Below are 16,154 nucleotides of genomic sequence, written 5' to 3' on the forward strand. Positions count from 1 at the left end.
TTAATGAGCATCATTGAAACCTCAGCGTCGACGGTGGCGCAGCAGCAATCTAACGTTCTGCTGGATGTCAACGACCTGCGGGTCACCTTTAAAACGCCGGACGGAGACGTAACGGCGGTTAATGACCTGAACTTTAGCCTGAGCGCAGGGGAGACCCTTGGGATCGTTGGCGAATCCGGCTCTGGTAAATCGCAAACTGCCTTTGCGCTGATGGGCCTGCTGGCCGCCAACGGCGTTATCGGCGGCTCGGCAAAGTTCAACGGCAGAGAGATCCTCAACCTGCCGGAGCGCGAGCTGAACAGGCTGCGTGCCGAACAGATCTCGATGATATTCCAGGATCCGATGACCTCGCTGAACCCGTACATGCGCGTCGGCGAGCAGCTGATGGAAGTGCTGATGCTGCACAAAGGCATGGGTAAAGCCGAAGCCTTTGAAGAGTCGGTTAAAATGCTTGATGCGGTAAAAATGCCGGAAGCGCGTAAGCGCATGCGCATGTATCCCCACGAGTTCTCCGGCGGGATGCGCCAGCGCGTAATGATCGCCATGGCGCTGCTGTGCCGTCCTAAGCTGCTGATCGCCGATGAGCCGACCACGGCGCTGGACGTGACCGTGCAGGCGCAGATTATGACCCTGCTCAACGAGCTAAAGCGCGAGTTTAATACCGCCATCATTATGATCACCCACGACCTCGGGGTGGTAGCGGGCATCTGCGATAAGGTGCTGGTGATGTATGCCGGCCGTACCATGGAGTACGGTGCCGCGCGTAACGTCTTCTATCAGCCTGCGCACCCGTACTCTATCGGCCTGCTGAACGCCGTACCGCGCCTCGACGCGGAAGGGGAGTCTCTGCTGACGATCCCAGGGAACCCGCCAAACCTGCTGCGCCTGCCGAAAGGCTGCCCGTTCCAGCCGCGCTGCCCGCACGCGATGGAAATTTGTAACACGGCTCCGCCGCTGGAGGAGTTTGCCCCAGGCCGCCTGCGCGCCTGCTTTAAGCCGGTGGAGGAGCTGGTATGACTACCCAGACCGAAGAGAGAAAAGTTCTGCTCGAAATTGCTGACCTGAAAGTGCATTTCGATATCAAAGACGGCAAGCAGTGGTTCTGGCAGCCCGCCAAAACCCTGAAGGCGGTAGACGGCGTCACGCTGCGCCTTTACGAAGGGGAGACCCTCGGCGTAGTAGGTGAGTCCGGCTGCGGTAAATCGACCTTTGCCCGGGCCATTATCGGCCTGGTGAAGGCCACCGACGGTAAAGTCGCCTGGCTGGGCAAAGATCTGCTGGGAATGAAGCCCGACGAATGGCGCGATGTGCGCAACGATATCCAGATGATTTTTCAGGATCCGCTGGCGTCGCTGAACCCGCGAATGAATATCGGCGATATCATTGCCGAGCCGCTGCGCACCTACCATCCGAACATGCCGCGCCAGGAGGTTCGCGATCGCGTTAAGGCGATGATGATGAAGGTTGGCCTGCTGCCTAACCTGATCAACCGCTACCCGCACGAGTTCTCCGGCGGCCAGTGCCAGCGTATCGGCATTGCCCGGGCGCTGATCCTTGAGCCGAAGCTGATCATCTGCGACGAGCCGGTCTCCGCGCTGGATGTATCAATTCAGGCGCAGGTGGTTAACCTGCTGCAAAAATTGCAGCGGGAGATGGGCCTGTCGCTGATCTTTATCGCCCATGACCTGGCGGTGGTGAAACACATCTCCGACCGCGTGCTGGTGATGTATCTGGGCCACGCGGTGGAGCTGGGAACCTATGACGAGGTTTACAACAATCCGCTGCACCCCTACACCAAAGCGCTGATGTCGGCCGTGCCGGTTCCCGATCCCGATCTGGAGAAGAACAAGCAGATCCAGCTGCTGGAGGGAGAGTTGCCGTCGCCGATTAACCCGCCGTCAGGCTGCGTGTTCCGCACCCGCTGCCCGATTGCCGGGCCAGAGTGCGCGCAGACGCGTCCGGTGCTGGAGGGCAGCTTCCGCCACGCCGTTTCCTGTCTTAAGGTTGACCCGTTATAAATAAAAAGGGCTGGCACTATGCCAGCCCTTTTTTTACTCACGCCACAGGATGTGGCAAATCTTGTGATCTTTTTCGCGGCAAAGCAGCACGCGGGCAAAGATATCGTTGATTTCACCGCCGTCGGTATCTGCCAGGCCGATAACCACTTCTGAAAAGAAGTCAGGGTTCAGATCGTAATCGACATGTTCCTGCCAGTCCTCGGCCGGGTCGAACAGCTCCGCGCCGCCGCGCTCTTCAAACTGCAAATTAAAAAGAATCACGTCTGCCGGATCGAGATTATCCATCGCCAGCTCAAGAAAAATATCGTAGGCCTGCTCAAGCGTTTCATCTTCAGTCAGGCGATTGTTCAGATCCATTTCCATAGTAACACCCTGGTTTAACCGCTGATGGGCACGTTTTACAGCAACGGACTAAAGAAGTAAAACAGTCGCTCGACGATCCGCTGCCATAGCGGACGTTTCAACCAGCGCTTCACGTCCAGCAGCCGGGAGCGGGAGATATAGTCATCCTGCACCGCTGCCAGATCGCCGCCGAAACCGGCGTCATCGATGACCAACGTAATCTCAAAGTTGAGCCACAGGCTGCGCATGTCGAGGTTCACTGTACCCACGAGGCTCAGCTCGCCGTCCACCAGCACGCTTTTGGTATGCAGCAGGCCGCCCTCGAACTGATAAATTTTCACCCCGGCCGCCAGCAGCTCGCTGAAGAAGGCCCGACTGGCCCAGCCTACCAGCAGTGAGTCGTTCTTGCGCGGCAGAATAATGCTCACGTCCACGCCGCGCTGGGCGGCAGTACAGATGGCGTGCAGCAGATCGTCACTCGGCACAAAGTAGGGCGTCGTCATGATCAGATATTCCCGCGAGGCGTAGACAGCGGTCAGCAGCGCCTGGTGGATCAGATCTTCCGGAAAGCCGGGACCGGAGGCGATCGTGTGGATCGTGTGGCCGCTGGCCTGCTCAAACGGCATGATATTGCCGTCCGGCGGCGGGGGGAGAATGCGTTTACCGGTCTCGATCTCCCAGTCGCAGGAGTAGACTACGCCCATCGAGGTGGCGATCGGCCCCTCCATGCGCGCCATCAGGTCCACCCACTGGCCGACTCCCGCATCCTGTTTGAAAAAGCGTGGATCCACCAGGTTCATGCTACCGGTGTAGGCGATATAGTTGTCAATCATCACCATTTTACGGTGCTGGCGCAGGTCCATCCGGCGCAGGAAGACACGCATCAGGTTGACCTTCAGCGCCTCCACGACCTCTATGCCCGCGTTGCGCATCATCGCCACCCACGGGCTGCGGAAGTAGTTAACGCTGCCTGCCGAGTCGAGCATCAAACGGCAGTGAACGCCGCGCCGGGCCGCCGCCATCAGCGACTCGGCCACCTGATCCGCCATTCCGCCGGGGTGCCAGATATAGAACACCATCTCGATATTGTGGCGGGCGAGCTGGATATCGCGGATCAGCGCCTGCATCACATCGTCCGAGGAGGTCAGGAGCTGAAGCTGGTTACCCTTCACGCCGGCAATACCCTGGCGGCGCTCGCAGAGTTGAAACAGCGAGGCGGCTACCGGGCTATTCTCTTCGGCAAAGATATGCTTGCAGGCTTTAAGATCGTGGAGCCACTTGGCGGTGGAGGGCCACATCGCGCGGGCGCGCTCGGCCCGCCGCTTGCCGAGATGAAGCTCGCCAAACGAGAGGTAGGCGATGATCCCCACCAGCGGCAGAATATAGATGATTAACAGCCAGGCCATGGCCGAGGGAACGGCGCGGCGCTTCATCAGGATACGTAATGTTACCCCGGCAATCAGCAGCCAGTATCCCAAAATGACCAGCCAACTCACGACGGTGTAGAAGGTTGTCATAGTTAAAAAAATCCTTTTAAGTGCGCCATACACTGAGTGTACGCATAAGCATCCATCTGGCAAATAAAAACGGCGGAGAAAGCGCTGGTACGGCGTCGGCAAGGGTCTATAATGGGGCCTTCGTTATTAGCAGAGTTGCTGTCATGAAGCGTAGTAGAACGGAAGTGGGGCGCTGGCGGATGCTTCGTCAGGCGAATCGCCGCAAAGCCCGCTGGCTGGAAGGCCAGTCGCGTCGTAATATGCGCATCCACTCAATCAGAAAGGGCTTGCTAAACCGCCAGCGTAATTCGTTGCTGTTTGCCATTAGCGAGTACTGAGATCGTCTGAGGGCACGTTCTGGTGCCCTCAGCTTTAAAATTTAAAACACTTTCTTATACGGTTTAACCGACACGTTTTGGTAAACACCCGCCGCCACGTAAGGATCGGCTTCTGCCCAGGCTTTCGCCTCGTCCAACGACTCAAACTCAGCAATGACCGTTGAACCGCTAAAACCCGCCGCGCCCGGATCGTTACTGTCTACCGCAGGCATTGGACCCGCCGTCAGCAGGCGACCTTCGTCGCTGAGCAGCTGCAAACGCGCCAGGTGCGCTGGACGCACCGAGAGGCGTTTTTCAAGTGAGTTGGCAATATCTTCAGCGTAAATCACATAAAGCACGAGTAGAGTTCCTTAAATGATAAAATGACTCCGGGACGCTAACACACCTTGCAGGCTGCACGCTACCCTCATGATTTTATGCGCCCTGAAAAGCCAAAGCTGGATCAGAAAAATTGACCGCAACGGCTAAAATGAGTGATAGATGCCATGGCTTATTGAATATGATTGCTATTTGCATTTAAAATCAGGGTCTGGCTTTTCAACTGAAATGATTATGACTGCAATGACCCTTGATCTACCTCGCCGCTTTCCCTGGCCGACACTGCTGTCCGTTGGTATTCATGGTGCTGTTGTGGCGGGCCTGCTCTACACGTCAGTACATCAGGTTATTGAACTGCCCGCTCCCGCGCAGCCCATTGCCGTCACTATGGTCACGCCTGCGGAGCTGGAGCCGCCTCAGGTTGTACAGCCGCCGCCCGAGCCGGTGGTAGAGCCTGAACCCGAGCCGGAGCCGGAGCCGATCCCCGAGCCGCCAAAAGAGGCGCCGGTGGTGATTGAGAAGCCAAAACCAAAGCCCAAGCCGAAGCCTAAACCGAAGCCAGAGAAAAAGGTGGAGAAGAAGGTTGAGCAGCCGAAGCGTGAGGTCCGCCCGGTCGAGACGCGTCCGACCGCACCGCTGACCAATACTGCGCCGTCGCGTCCGCTGACCAGTTCCGCACCCGCTACCAGCAAGCCGGTGACTTCCGCGCCGACAGGCCCACGCGCGCTGGCGCGTAACCAGCCGCAGTATCCGGCTCGCGCCCAGGCGCTGCGTATTGAAGGCCGCGTGCGCGTGAAGTTTGATGTCACTGCCGATGGTCGCGTGGAGAACGTGCAGATCCTCTCTGCCCAGCCGTCGAATATGTTTGAGCGCGAGGTGAAATCGGCGATGCGGAAATGGCGCTACGAAGCGGGCAAACCAGGTTCAGGTCTGGTTGTGAATATCGTCTTCCGTCTTAACGGCGGGGCGTCGGTGGACTAAGCTGCGGCAGAAAAGAGAAGAAAAAAGCCTCCATGCGGAGGCTTTTTTTATGCCTGCGGGGGAAGGGCGCGGGGTTTGCCTTCGCTGTCTACCGCGACATAGATAAACAGCGCCTCGGTGGCCTTGTAACGCTGGCCGATAGGCTCCGATGAGACCTTCTTCACCCACACTTCAACGTTGATGGTTACCGACGTATTGCCGCGTTTGATGCAGCGCGCGTAGCAGCACACCACGTCACCTACGGCAACCGGACGTAAAAAGGTCATGCCGTCGACCCGCACGGTGACCACGCGGCCATGGGCAATCTCTTTCGCCATGATCGCGCCGCCCATGTCCATCTGCGACATCAGCCAGCCACCAAAAATATCGCCGTTGGCATTGGTATCCGCGGGCATCGCCAGGGTACGTAACACCATCTCGCCCTGTGCTGCTTCGTTTACGTTGGTCATCAGGATTTATCTTCCTGCGGCAGGTGGCGGTAGATATAGATCCCGCTGAGCAGAGTAAAAATCAACGTCAGGCCGGTTAAGCCAAACACCTTGAAGTTAACCCAGATATTTTGCGGCAGCCAGAACGCGATATAGATATTGGCCAGCCCGCAAAGGATGAAAAAGAGCGCCCAGGCGATATTGAGCTTTGACCAGACCGTTTCCGGCAGGGCAATCTCTTTACCCAGCATGCTCTGGATCAGCGGCTTTTTCATTACCCACTGGCTAAACAGCAGCGCACCGGCGAACAGGGCGTAGATTACGGTCACTTTCCACTTAATAAACTCATCGTTATGGAAAAAGAGCGTCAACCCGCCAAACACTGCAACCAGCACAAAGGTTACCAGCGCCATCTTTTCAACTTTACGGTAGCGCACCCAGCTGTAGACCAGCACTACCGCCGTCGCCACGATCAGCGCAGCCGTACCAGCATAGATGTCATAGAGCTTATAGAAGGCAAAAAAGACGATTAGCGGTAAAAAATCAAGAAACTGCTTCATTCTTCGATTCCGTTATAGGCGCAGCCTGGCTGTATAGCAGGCTGCGGGATGTTAAGAGCGGATCAGCATATAGAGACGATAGAGATAAACCAGCAGCGCCGCCGAGATCAAATTACTGAGCGTATTAGCAACAATAGCGCCCACCGTCGGCGTCAGAACCGCAAAGTTAGGGGCAAACATCAGCAGCAGCGTTTTCGCCAGCAGCCAGCCCATTACCGCGGGGGCAACCAGGCGCATATTGCCCCAGCCCATGCGCATGCTGTTACGGATCGACTGAAAGACGCCCATTTTATCCTGCACCATCATTACTGGAGCAAAAGCCAGCAGGATCGCGAGGATAACCCCCGGAACCACAATAAACATGATGCCGATCTGCACCATAAAGGTAGTCAGGAAGATCAGGATAAACAGCTTCGGCAGCATCGGGGCGCTGGCTCCAATCGCCCGCAGGGCGCTTACCCGGTGGCCTGCTGAAATCAGCTGGATCATCAGCAGTATGCCGCCCGCCAGGATAGCATTGCCAAACAGCCCGGAAAAGGTGGAGGCCGCAGAGGCGCGCAGCAGCACCTGCTGCTGTTCCGGCGTCATATTCTGCACCAGTTCAAATAGCCCCGCACTGCCGGACAGGTTATCCCCCTCCCGTAGAATCGCGAGCTGCTCGTCGCTGGGTGAAAAAACATGGCCAAGCATTACCGTGATAAACGCACACAATAAGGCGATCAGTAAAATGGTGACGAACTGATTGCGAACAAAATTTCCCGTGTCACGGTAAACGGACTTCGCCGTGATAGACATGCACTCTCCTTGAGTAAACCGGTGTTGATTTGCTGGCAATTGTAACCTGGTTAGCGGCGGAGTGGCAGCACTCTGCCATGTATGGAAAAGCATAGCTTTGTAAAGCGGCGTCCACTGCCCATTCAAATTGAGTAATTTGTAACCTAAATGACTTTTGGAAAGATTTTGCGAAAATTGATCTGCATCAGAAACGTGGATTTTGCTGATTATTAAGGAAAATTAATCCAGATCAATGAATGTTACTTTACAGGGTTAAATGTGATCTGCGTTAGATCACTTTGTACTTCAATATAGGTATATTCACCGCGCCAGAAAAAATAACCCTATAAATGGAGCGGGAAAAATGAAAAAATTAGCGGTGGCAGCATTGGTGTTAAGTGCATTTTCAGCTGGGACATATGCTCATGACGCGGGCGAGTTTTTTGTACGTGCCGGTTCGGCGACGGTGAGACCGACCGAAGGCTCCGATAACGTGCTGGGCAGCCTGGGTGGGTTTAACGTTAGCAACAATACCCAGCTGGGCCTGACCTTCACGTATATGGCAACGGAGAACGTCGGTATTGAGCTGCTGGCCGCTACGCCGTTCCGCCATCACGTGGGTACCGGCCCGACCGGCGATATTGCGACCGTGCAGCATCTGCCGCCAACTCTGGTGGCCGAGTGGTACTTTGGCGACAACAGCAGCAAGGTACGTCCCTACATTGGCGCAGGCGTGAACTACACCACTTTCTTTGATGAGAAGTTTAACGATACCGGCAAAGCGGCGGGCCTCTCCGACCTCAGCCTGAGCGACTCCTGGGGCGCGGCGGGCGTAGTGGGGCTGGATTATCTGATCAACCGTGACTGGCTGATTAACGCCTCGGTCTGGTATATGGATATCGACACCGATGTGAAATTCAAAGCAGGTGGCGTACAGCAGACCGTCGATACCCGCCTCGACCCGTGGGTCTTTATGTTCTCTGCGGGCTACCGTTTCTGATCCGCAGGTTCATGTCTTTTTTTAAAAAGCTGGCTGACAAGGCCAGCATTTTATCATGGGTTACATTTATGCTTTCATATTTACAAAAAAGCAACAGGCTGTTACATTTCTGCTTTATTCTTAAGCGTGTCGAGTTGTCGAATGTTACCGCAGAATCAATTACTTATATGGATGATGGCTATCTGTATTTGTGCCCCATTTATACTCAATCTATCGCTGTTCTCATTTATAGATAAAGAAAATAGAGATCGATCTAATCAGGTTGATGGTTTGCGATTTTTTTTATCAATCTTTGTTGTATTTCATCATTTTGTTTTGTCCTATACCTGGTTTACTGCCGGCGACTGGAGCCTCAACGCATTAAATCCTTGGCCAGTGAATAAGTTAGCTGGTGGTTATGGGGTCGTGTTATTCTTTATCATTTCAGGTTTCCTTTTTGCTAACGTAAAAACGAGCGGTACAGGATGGGTTATTTTTTATACAAAGCGCGTCTTCCGTATCGGTCCGATGTTTTTTTTCTCTTCTATCATCGTTATTCTGATCACAATCTTTCTACAGCGCGATAACCTGGTAACTCAGGGTAGCTTGAGTAGCCTCCTGCACTGGTTTGATATGGGTATTACTGGGATTAAACCCGATATCCTTGGGGGTCAAAATTCGAAACTTCTCAATGCCGGTGTAACCTGGACTCTCTACTGGGAGTGGGTATTCTATTTTTCATTACCGCTGGTTGTACTTATCAAACGTAAGGTCGATAACATTACGTTTATTTTGGCCTTTTTATTTATTTGTTGTTATTTAAGCCGGGATGTAGACCTCCCCTGGATCGGCTTGGTAGCGTTTTTTGCTATCGGTTTCTTATGCCGTGAACTGGTAAATTACGTTACGATTAAAAAAATTTGGCTGGATATCTGCGCGGTTATCTCCTTGATAGTGTGCATTTTTAGCATTACTGAACCTTTTGCTCTCTCTTCCGTACCGCTTTTTGGCATGCTTTTCTTCTGTATCTGCTGTGGTGCCGACATTTTTGGTCTTCTGAGATTCAAGGGGATTGTTCGCTTAGGAGAAGTGAGTTATAGCATCTACCTCATTCATGGCATGTTTTGGTTTGTTATGAATAAAATATTTTTCAAGTTCTTCTCATCTACTGAGTCAGAGATTTACATGACCGTCGCCACGATAACAATCTTACTGATGATTGTGACCTCGGCGTTTACCTATCGCTATATCGAACTGCCATTTATTAAGTTAGGACACAAGTTGCCTAAATCATTAGGCAAACCGGTGCAGCAGCATGTCTCTCAGTCACCCGCCGACGGTCATTTTTCCGCCGACGGGGCTGAACTTAACTCGCCTGTGTTGCCGCTTTCAGACTCTGCACAAACCCTTTCAGCTCGTCCAGCATCTTAACGGGCTTATCAAGGTTATTCTCGATAATCTTCACGATGGCGGAGCCGGAAATTGCCCCGGCTGCGCCAGCCTCCAGCGACGTTTTTACCTGCTCGGGCGTAGAGATACCAAAGCCCTGCAGCGGCGGTGCAGCATTGTACTCAGCCAGCTTCTCAACCAGATGCTGCAATGGCAGGGCGACGCTGTTCTCCGCCCCGGTTACCCCGGCACGAGAGAGCAGGTAGGTGTAGCCGCGGCCGTAAGAGGCGATCTGGCGCAGCAGATCGTCATCGGCGTTCGGCGGGCAGATAAAGATCGGCGCAACGTTATGGCGCATCGCCGCCTGACGGAACGGAGCAGACTCCTCTACCGGCACGTCCGCCACCAGCACCGAATCAACGCCCGCTTTTTCACATTTAGCATAGAACTCATCAATGCCCTGACTGAAGACCAGGTTGGCGTACATCAGCAGGCCGATAGGGAGGGTCGGGTGCTTCTGGCGCACAGCGGCGAGCATCTCAAAGCACTGGGCCGGAGTCGTGCCAGCGGCAAAGGCGCGCAGGGTGGCATTCTGGATTGTGGGGCCGTCGGCCAGCGGGTCGGAGAAGGGGATCCCCAACTCCAGCGCGTCGGCACCGCCCTCAATCAGCGCATCGATAATCTTCAGCGACTGCTCGGGAGAGGGATCGCCCAGCGTGACAAAGGGAACAAACGCCCCCTCCTTGCGTTCATGCAGGCGCTTAAACAGCTGCTCATAACGTTCCATCACATCTCCCCTCGTGCTTTTAAAATATCGTGAACCGTAAAGATGTCTTTATCGCCGCGGCCAGAGAGGTTAACCACCAGCAGCTGCTCTTTTTCCGGATTTTCGCGCATCATCTTCAGCGCATGGGCCAGCGCATGTGAGGACTCCAGCGCCGGAATGATGCCTTCGCTGCGGCACAGCAGCTTAAACGCCGCCAGCGCTTCATCATCGGTAATCGATACGTAGTCCGCGCGGCCAATGCTGTTCAGATGCGCGTGCTGCGGCCCTACGGACGGGAAATCAAGTCCGGCGGAAATAGAGTAGGACTCCTCAATCTGTCCATCCTCGGTCTGCATCATCGGCGACTTCATGCCGAAGTAGATACCCACCCGGCCATGCTTCAGCGGTGCACCATGCTCGCCGGTCTCAATGCCGTGACCCGCTGGCTCAACGCCGATCAGCCCCACGCTGCTCTCTTCGATGAAGTCAGCAAACATGCCGATGGCGTTAGAGCCGCCGCCGACGCAGGCGATCACCGCATCCGGCAGGCGACCCTCTTTTTCGAGGATCTGCGCTTTGGTCTCTTCGCCAATCATGCGCTGGAACTCACGCACGATGGTCGGGAACGGGTGCGGACCCGCCGCCGTGCCGAGCATATAGTGTGCCTTGTCGTAGCTGCCGGACCAGTCGCGCAGCGCTTCGTTACAGGCGTCCTTCAGCGTGGCGGAGCCGCTGTAGACCGGGATCACCTCTGCCCCCATCAGGCGCATACGGAAGACGTTTGGCGACTGGCGCTCAACGTCTTTCGCCCCCATGTAGATCCGGCACTTGAGGCCGAGCAGGGCGCTGGCAAGCGCTGAGGCGACGCCGTGCTGGCCCGCGCCGGTCTCGGCAATGATCTCGGTTTTACCCATGCGCTTGGCAAGCAGCGCCTGACCCAGCACCTGGTTAGTTTTGTGCGCGCCGCCGTGGAGCAGATCTTCACGCTTAAGGTAGAGCGTGGTTTTGGTGCCAGCGGTCAGGTTCTGGCATTTGGTAAGCGCGGTTGGACGTCCGGCATAGTTTTTCAGCAGATCGCTAAACTGAGCCTGAAACGCCGGATCTTTCTGGGCGCTGACAAAGGCCTCTTCCAGCTGGCGCAGGGCAGGCATCAAAATTTGCGGAACGTACATGCCGCCAAATTCACCGAAGTAGGGATTAAGCAAAGTAGTCATTACAGATTCCTTAATAGGCACGCAGGGTACGGAAAACCGAGGCCAGCTTGCTGGCATCTTTAATACCCGGTTCAGATTCCACACCTGAATTAAAATCGAGTCCGGCACAGCCCGCCTGTGCCGCCGTCACGCAGTTATCTGCGCCGAGGCCACCGGCCAGCATAACGTTATCCAGCTTCTGGCCCGCCAGCAGGGACCAGTCAAAATGCTGGCCGCTGCCGCCCTGGCCGTTATCAAACAGGTAACGGTCAACATGGTTCAGATTGCGGGGAGGGAGCGTATCGCCGACGCTCAGCGCTTTCCAGATCGCCACCTCGGCAGGCAGCGCGGCGCGCAGGGCATCGATATAGGTCTGATCTTCAGCCCCGTGCAGCTGTACGGCAGCAAGCTGGAGCCGGGCTGCCTTCTCTACCACCGCCTCGACGGGTTCATTGCGGAAAACACCCACGTAGCGCAGAGGCGCTGCGGCAATCACCGTCTCGGCCTGGACATCACTTACGCAGCGCGGGGATTCCGGAACGAAGATCAGCCCGCCGTAGATGGCTCCGGCCTCAAAGGCGGCCTGCGCATCCTGAGGGCGCGTCAGCCCGCACACTTTGTTCTCACCCAGCAACACGCGCTTGATGGCGGCGGCAAGATCGTCCTGCTCCATCAGCGCCGATCCGATTAAAAAGCCGTTGGCGAAATGGCTCAGGTCGCGCACCTGGGCATAGGTGTTGATCCCCGACTCGCTGATCACCGTGACGCCCGCGCCGAGGCGAGGGGCCAGCTGACGAGTGCGGTTCAGATCGATAGAGAGATCGCGCAGGTCGCGGTTATTAATACCGACAACCTTTGCCTCGAGGGCAATGGCGCGCTCCAGCTCCTCTTCATTACTGACTTCGGTCAGCACGCCCATCTTCAGACTGTGGGCCACCGCAGCGAGCTGGCGATATTGATTGTCATCGAGCACCGACAGCATCAGCAGGCAGGCATCCGCCTGGTAGAAGCGGGCCAGGTAGATCTGGTAGGCCTCGATAATAAAATCCTTGCACAGGATAGGTTGCGGCGCGGCAGCGCTCACCAGCGGCAGAAAATCGAAGCTGCCCTGAAAATACTTCTCATCCGTCAGCACGGAGATGGCTGACGCATGGTGTTTATAGATGTTAGCGATCCGCACCGGATCGAAGTCGTCCCGGATCACCCCTTTAGACGGCGAGGCTTTTTTACATTCGAGAATAAACGCCGTACGCGCGCCCTGCAGAGCGTCGTAAAAGCTGCGCGTGGCAGGCACAATGTCGCTCTGAAAACTGGCCAGCGGCTGCTGCTGTTTACGGTCGGCGACCCAAATCGCCTTATCCGCGACGATTTTCGCTAAAACGGTTTCCATCACTTATCCTCTTGCCGCAAGTGCGGTGACTTTGTCATAGGCGGCACCGCTGCGCAGTACGTCCAGAACCTTTTGCGCATTGGCCCGCAAATCCTCTTCTCCATGCAGACGCATCAGCATCGCCACGTTTGCCGCGACGGCGGCCTCGTGGGCGGCTTCACCTTTACCTTGTAATAAGCGCGTCAGAATGTCACGGTTTTCTTCCGGGGTGCCGCCCGCCAGCGCCTCCTGACGATAGGGCGTCAGGCCAAAGTCGGCAGCCTCCAGCTGATAGCTGCTGATATCTCCGTTGTTCAGCTCGGCAACCAGCGTCGGCGCGTGCAGGGAGACTTCATCCATACCGCCGCTGTGTACCACCGCCGCCCGCCGGTAGCCCAGCACGCGCAGCGTTTCGGCAATCGGCAGCACCAGCTCCGGGCTATAGACGCCAATCAGCGCCAGCGGCGGGTGGGCCGGGTTGATCAGCGGCCCCAGCACGTTAAACAGGGTGCGGGTCTTGAGCTGCTGGCGTACCGGCATCGCGTGGCGGAACCCGGTATGGTACTTCGGCGCAAAGAGGAAGCAGACGCCCAGCTCGTCCAGCGCGGTACGGGACCTATCCGCGTTCATATCGAGATTGATGCCGAACGCCGCCAGCAGATCCGACGAGCCGGAGCGGCTTGAAACGCTGCGGTTGCCGTGCTTCGCCACCTTCAGGCCGCAGGCGGCGGCCACAAAGGCGCTGGCGGTGGAGATATTGATACTGTTGCTGCCGTCGCCGCCGGTGCCAACGATATCGGCAAAGGCATAGTCCGGGCGCGGGAAGGGCGCTGCGTTCTCCAGCAGGGCAGTAGCCGCCCCGGCGATCTCGTTCGGATGCTCGCCGCGGATCTTCATGCTCACCAGCGCCGCCGCCAGCTGCTCCGGTTTCAGCTCGCCGCGCACCACCGCCGAGAAGAGCTGGTGGCTCTCCTGCTGGCTCAGGGTCTGCGCCTGGTAGAGTTTCTCCAGGATCGGTTGCAGGGTGTTGCTCTGCGCCAGCTTCTGCTGCGCCCAGGCCAGGGTCTGCTCCAGCAGGCGCGCACCCTGGGTGGTGAGGATAGACTCAGGATGGAACTGGAAGCCGCAGACGCGATCGGCGTCATGACGCACCGCCATCACCATGCCGTTGAAGTGGGCGTTGATGGTCAGCCCGGCAGGTACGTTGCTGCCCACCAGTGAATGATAGCGTGCCACAGGCAGGGGGTTGCTCAGCCCGGCAAACATCGCCTGGCCGTCGTGTTCGATGTTCGACGCTTTACCGTGCAGGATCTCGCCCGCCTGGCCAACGTAGCCGCCGTAGGCTTCAACAATCGCCTGATGGCCAAGGCAGATACCAATGATCGGCAGCTTGCCGCGCATACGGGTTAACAGCTCGGGCATACAGCCCGCCTCAGAGGGCGCGCCGGGGCCCGGAGAGAGCATCAGGACCGGATTTTCCATGGTCGCCAGACGGTCAATTAGCGTCTGGGCTGGCACATGGTTACGGTAGATCACCACGTTGTGGCCGCTGGCACGCAGCTGATCGGCAAGGTTATAGGTAAAAGAATCAATATTATCGAGCAGCAGAATGTCAGCCATCAGAACGTCTCCTGTGCGTGGTGTGCGGTGGCAATGGCGCGCAGGACCGCGCGGGCTTTATTGCGGGTTTCATCGGCTTCAGACTGCGGAACAGAGTCCAGCACTACGCCAGCACCTGCCTGGACGGTGGCGACACCGTTTTCAACGTAGGCGGAACGGATCACGATGCAGGTATCGAGATCGCCGTGGGCGGTGAAGTAGCCCACCGCGCCGCCGTAGCTGCCACGACGGGTGCCTTCCGCCTGAGCGATCAGCTGCATGGCGCGAACTTTTGGCGCGCCGCTCAGGGTGCCCATGTTCATGCACGCCCGGTAGGCGTGGAGCACGTCGAGATCGTTGCGCAGCTCACCCACCACGCGGGAGACCAGGTGCATCACAAACGAGTAGCGATCGACCTTGGTCAGGTCGGCGACGTAGCGGCTGCCCGGGGTACAGATGCGGGCCAGATCGTTGCGGGCCAGATCAACCAGCATCAGGTGTTCGGAGAGCTCTTTATGGTCGGTACGCATCTCCAGCTCAATGCGGCTGTCGAGATCGCGATCCAGCGAGCCGTCGGCCCGGCGACCGCGCGGACGCGTTCCGGCGATTGGGTAGATCTCAATCTGGCGCGATTGCGCATCATACTTCAGCGAGCTCTCCGGCGATGCGCCGAACAGGGTGAAGTCATTATCCTGCATAAAGAACATATAGGGGCTAGGGTTGCTCTTCTTCAGCACGTCGTAGGCTGCCAGCGGCGACGGGCAGGGCAGCGAGAAGCGGCGGGATGGCACCACCTGGAAGATCTCTCCGGCGCGAATGGCTTTTTGCATCTCGCGTACGACCGCACCAAACTCCTCGTCGCTCTGGTTGCATTCGCAGCGCATAGACGCCACCGTTTCCACCGGCAGCGGCGCGGGAGGCAGATTTAACTGCTGGCGAAGCTCGGCGATGCGCTGGGTCAGACGCTGTTGCTCAGCGTCGGAAGGAGTAAAAAGGCTCGCCTGAATACGGGTCTGCTGCTGCTGATGATCGATAACCAGCAGGGTTTCAGCCAGGTAGAAGCAGAAGTCCGGGCAGCCATTCTCCTGCGCCAGCGCAGGCAGATCCTCAAAACCGGCTACCAGGTCATAGGCGAAGAGGCCGCCAAAGAACATGGCCTCGCGCTCCTCGGCCGGAACGGTAACCAGCTCCTGCAGCAGGCGAAAAGCATCAAAGACTGACAGAGAGCAGAGGCGGGCGTCCTCGTCCAGCAGGTTGCTCACCGGCGGAAAGTGCAGGACGCGGCCATCCGGACGGGCGATGTTCTCTACGCCAGCGGGCAGGGTGGCATCCAGCAGCGGCAGCAGCGACGCGCCGTTGGCCGTCAATGCCTGAATAGTGACAGTGTCACCTAGGGCGGTAATGCGCAGCGCGCTGTCGACCAGCAGCAGGCTCTTGAGGTCATCTTTGCTGTCGATATCGGCAGATTCCAGCAGCAGCGTTGCCGGACGATCCGCGCACAGTTGATGAAACAGGGCGGTCGGGTTCTCCCGGTACGCGGCGTGGTCTGTGAGAAGCTGAAGTGCAGGTTTTGGCATTGGCATAGTCATTCTCATCCGATCGTT

The 16,154-nt window shown here is 56.9% G+C and carries 17 protein-coding genes; 6 read left to right on the forward strand and 11 right to left on the reverse strand.

Features of this window, described 5'->3' with window-relative positions:
- The first annotated feature begins 3 nt into the window (after positions 1-3).
- Positions 4-1,017, forward strand: coding sequence for an ABC transporter ATP-binding protein (locus RTM13_RS01370; protein WP_312209495.1), 1,014 nt, complete (start codon positions 4-6; stop codon positions 1,015-1,017).
- Complete coding sequence (gene oppF / locus RTM13_RS01375) at positions 1,014-2,018, forward strand: murein tripeptide/oligopeptide ABC transporter ATP binding protein OppF (protein ID WP_312209497.1); 1,005 nt, start codon at positions 1,014-1,016, stop codon at positions 2,016-2,018. The genes RTM13_RS01370 and oppF overlap by 4 nt, the downstream gene beginning before the upstream one ends.
- A 33-nt stretch (positions 2,019-2,051) precedes the next feature.
- Here the strand turns inward: oppF and RTM13_RS01380 are convergent, their stop codons facing one another.
- Both RTM13_RS01380 and cls read right to left on the reverse strand, forming a co-directional pair.
- Positions 2,052-2,381: an HI1450 family dsDNA-mimic protein gene (locus tag RTM13_RS01380; RefSeq protein ID WP_042394392.1), complete on the reverse strand. Its 330-nt coding sequence runs from the start codon at positions 2,379-2,381 to the stop codon at positions 2,052-2,054.
- A gap of 35 nt (positions 2,382-2,416) precedes the next feature.
- The gene (cls, locus tag RTM13_RS01385) at positions 2,417-3,877 is read right to left on the reverse strand and encodes a cardiolipin synthase (RefSeq protein WP_312209499.1); all 1,461 of its coding nucleotides are present in this window, start codon (positions 3,875-3,877) and stop codon (positions 2,417-2,419) included.
- Between the two features lie 143 nt (positions 3,878-4,020).
- Here cls and RTM13_RS01390 point away from each other — a divergent pair, with 143 nt between their 5' ends.
- The gene (locus RTM13_RS01390; protein WP_312209501.1) at positions 4,021-4,194 is read left to right on the forward strand and encodes a YciY family protein; all 174 of its coding nucleotides are present in this window, start codon (positions 4,021-4,023) and stop codon (positions 4,192-4,194) included.
- 41 nt (positions 4,195-4,235) lie between these two features.
- Here RTM13_RS01390 and RTM13_RS01395 read toward each other — a convergent pair whose 3' ends face one another.
- Positions 4,236-4,532: a YciI family protein gene (locus RTM13_RS01395; protein ID WP_312209502.1), complete on the reverse strand. Its 297-nt coding sequence runs from the start codon at positions 4,530-4,532 to the stop codon at positions 4,236-4,238.
- Between the two features lie 223 nt (positions 4,533-4,755).
- Between RTM13_RS01395 and tonB the strand changes: the two genes are divergently transcribed.
- Complete coding sequence (gene tonB / locus RTM13_RS01400) at positions 4,756-5,493, forward strand: TonB system transport protein TonB (protein WP_312210109.1); 738 nt, start codon at positions 4,756-4,758, stop codon at positions 5,491-5,493.
- Positions 5,494-5,540: 47 nt separating this feature from the next.
- Here the strand turns inward: tonB and yciA are convergent, their stop codons facing one another.
- The 3 genes from yciA to RTM13_RS01415 are packed head-to-tail and all read right to left on the reverse strand — an operon-like array spanning position 5,541 to position 7,276.
- Positions 5,541-5,942, reverse strand: a complete 402-nt coding sequence (gene yciA, locus RTM13_RS01405; RefSeq protein ID WP_312209503.1) for an acyl-CoA thioester hydrolase YciA — start codon at positions 5,940-5,942, stop codon at positions 5,541-5,543.
- Entirely contained in the window at positions 5,942-6,481 is a 540-nt protein-coding gene (locus tag RTM13_RS01410; RefSeq protein WP_312209505.1) for a septation protein A, read from the reverse strand. The genes yciA and RTM13_RS01410 overlap by 1 nt, the downstream gene beginning before the upstream one ends.
- A gap of 51 nt (positions 6,482-6,532) precedes the next feature.
- A complete protein-coding gene (locus tag RTM13_RS01415; RefSeq protein WP_312209507.1) occupies positions 6,533-7,276 on the reverse strand; it encodes a YciC family protein in 744 nt (247 codons plus the stop codon).
- 343 nt (positions 7,277-7,619) lie between these two features.
- Between RTM13_RS01415 and ompW the strand changes: the two genes are divergently transcribed.
- Both ompW and RTM13_RS01425 read left to right on the forward strand, forming a co-directional pair.
- On the forward strand, positions 7,620-8,255 hold the full coding sequence (gene ompW, locus RTM13_RS01420; protein WP_312209508.1) for an outer membrane protein OmpW: 636 nt from the start codon (positions 7,620-7,622) through the stop codon (positions 8,253-8,255).
- A gap of 141 nt (positions 8,256-8,396) precedes the next feature.
- Positions 8,397-9,665 carry an acyltransferase gene (locus tag RTM13_RS01425; protein WP_312209509.1) on the forward strand — a complete coding sequence of 423 codons (1,269 nt, stop codon included), beginning with the start codon at positions 8,397-8,399 and terminating at the stop codon, positions 9,663-9,665.
- On the opposite strand, the gene trpA is transcribed toward RTM13_RS01425, so the two are convergent.
- Genes trpA through RTM13_RS01450 form a run of 5 tightly spaced genes read right to left on the reverse strand, consistent with a single transcriptional unit; the run spans position 9,601 to position 16,133 of the window.
- Positions 9,601-10,410, reverse strand: a complete 810-nt coding sequence (trpA, locus tag RTM13_RS01430) for a tryptophan synthase subunit alpha (RefSeq protein ID WP_312209511.1) — start codon at positions 10,408-10,410, stop codon at positions 9,601-9,603. The two genes, RTM13_RS01425 and trpA, sit on opposite strands and share 65 nt — an antisense overlap.
- Positions 10,410-11,603, reverse strand: a complete 1,194-nt coding sequence (gene trpB, locus RTM13_RS01435; RefSeq protein ID WP_312209513.1) for a tryptophan synthase subunit beta — start codon at positions 11,601-11,603, stop codon at positions 10,410-10,412. The genes trpA and trpB overlap by 1 nt, the downstream gene beginning before the upstream one ends.
- 10 nt (positions 11,604-11,613) lie before the next feature.
- Positions 11,614-12,972, reverse strand: a complete 1,359-nt coding sequence (gene trpCF / locus RTM13_RS01440; RefSeq protein WP_312209515.1) for a bifunctional indole-3-glycerol-phosphate synthase TrpC/phosphoribosylanthranilate isomerase TrpF — start codon at positions 12,970-12,972, stop codon at positions 11,614-11,616.
- 3 nt (positions 12,973-12,975) lie between these two features.
- Positions 12,976-14,571 (reverse strand): bifunctional anthranilate synthase glutamate amidotransferase component TrpG/anthranilate phosphoribosyltransferase TrpD, encoded by a 1,596-nt coding sequence (trpD, locus tag RTM13_RS01445; protein WP_312209517.1) that lies wholly within the window; start codon positions 14,569-14,571, stop codon positions 12,976-12,978.
- A complete protein-coding gene (locus tag RTM13_RS01450) occupies positions 14,571-16,133 on the reverse strand; it encodes an anthranilate synthase component 1 (protein ID WP_312209518.1) in 1,563 nt (520 codons plus the stop codon). The genes trpD and RTM13_RS01450 overlap by 1 nt, the downstream gene beginning before the upstream one ends.
- Positions 16,134-16,154 lie beyond the last annotated feature (21 nt).

Origin of the sequence: Pseudescherichia sp., from assembly GCF_031979925.1 — a bacterium.
GTDB lineage: Bacteria > Pseudomonadota > Gammaproteobacteria > Enterobacterales > Enterobacteriaceae > Pseudescherichia.

What these genes read in the sequence shown, in the direction of transcription:
- RTM13_RS01370 (WP_312209495.1), top strand. Translation starts at nt 4, where the DNA reads ATGAGCATCATTGAAACCTCAGCGTCGACGGTGGCGCAGCAGCAATCT.
- oppF (WP_312209497.1), top strand. Translation starts at nt 1,014, where the DNA reads ATGACTACCCAGACCGAAGAGAGAAAAGTTCTGCTCGAAATTGCTGAC.
- RTM13_RS01380 (WP_042394392.1), bottom strand. Translation starts at nt 2,381, where the DNA reads ATGGAAATGGATCTGAACAATCGCCTGACTGAAGATGAAACGCTTGAG.
- cls (WP_312209499.1), bottom strand. Translation starts at nt 3,877, where the DNA reads ATGACAACCTTCTACACCGTCGTGAGTTGGCTGGTCATTTTGGGATAC.
- RTM13_RS01390 (WP_312209501.1), top strand. Translation starts at nt 4,021, where the DNA reads ATGAAGCGTAGTAGAACGGAAGTGGGGCGCTGGCGGATGCTTCGTCAG.
- tonB (WP_312210109.1), top strand. Translation starts at nt 4,756, where the DNA reads ATGACCCTTGATCTACCTCGCCGCTTTCCCTGGCCGACACTGCTGTCC.
- yciA (WP_312209503.1), bottom strand. Translation starts at nt 5,942, where the DNA reads ATGACCAACGTAAACGAAGCAGCACAGGGCGAGATGGTGTTACGTACC.
- RTM13_RS01410 (WP_312209505.1), bottom strand. Translation starts at nt 6,481, where the DNA reads ATGAAGCAGTTTCTTGATTTTTTACCGCTAATCGTCTTTTTTGCCTTC.
- RTM13_RS01415 (WP_312209507.1), bottom strand. Translation starts at nt 7,276, where the DNA reads ATGTCTATCACGGCGAAGTCCGTTTACCGTGACACGGGAAATTTTGTT.
- ompW (WP_312209508.1), top strand. Translation starts at nt 7,620, where the DNA reads ATGAAAAAATTAGCGGTGGCAGCATTGGTGTTAAGTGCATTTTCAGCT.
- RTM13_RS01425 (WP_312209509.1), top strand. Translation starts at nt 8,397, where the DNA reads ATGTTACCGCAGAATCAATTACTTATATGGATGATGGCTATCTGTATT.
- trpA (WP_312209511.1), bottom strand. Translation starts at nt 10,410, where the DNA reads ATGGAACGTTATGAGCAGCTGTTTAAGCGCCTGCATGAACGCAAGGAG.
- trpB (WP_312209513.1), bottom strand. Translation starts at nt 11,603, where the DNA reads ATGACTACTTTGCTTAATCCCTACTTCGGTGAATTTGGCGGCATGTAC.
- trpCF (WP_312209515.1), bottom strand. Translation starts at nt 12,972, where the DNA reads ATGGAAACCGTTTTAGCGAAAATCGTCGCGGATAAGGCGATTTGGGTC.
- trpD (WP_312209517.1), bottom strand. Translation starts at nt 14,571, where the DNA reads ATGGCTGACATTCTGCTGCTCGATAATATTGATTCTTTTACCTATAAC.
- RTM13_RS01450 (WP_312209518.1), bottom strand. Translation starts at nt 16,133, where the DNA reads ATGCCAATGCCAAAACCTGCACTTCAGCTTCTCACAGACCACGCCGCG.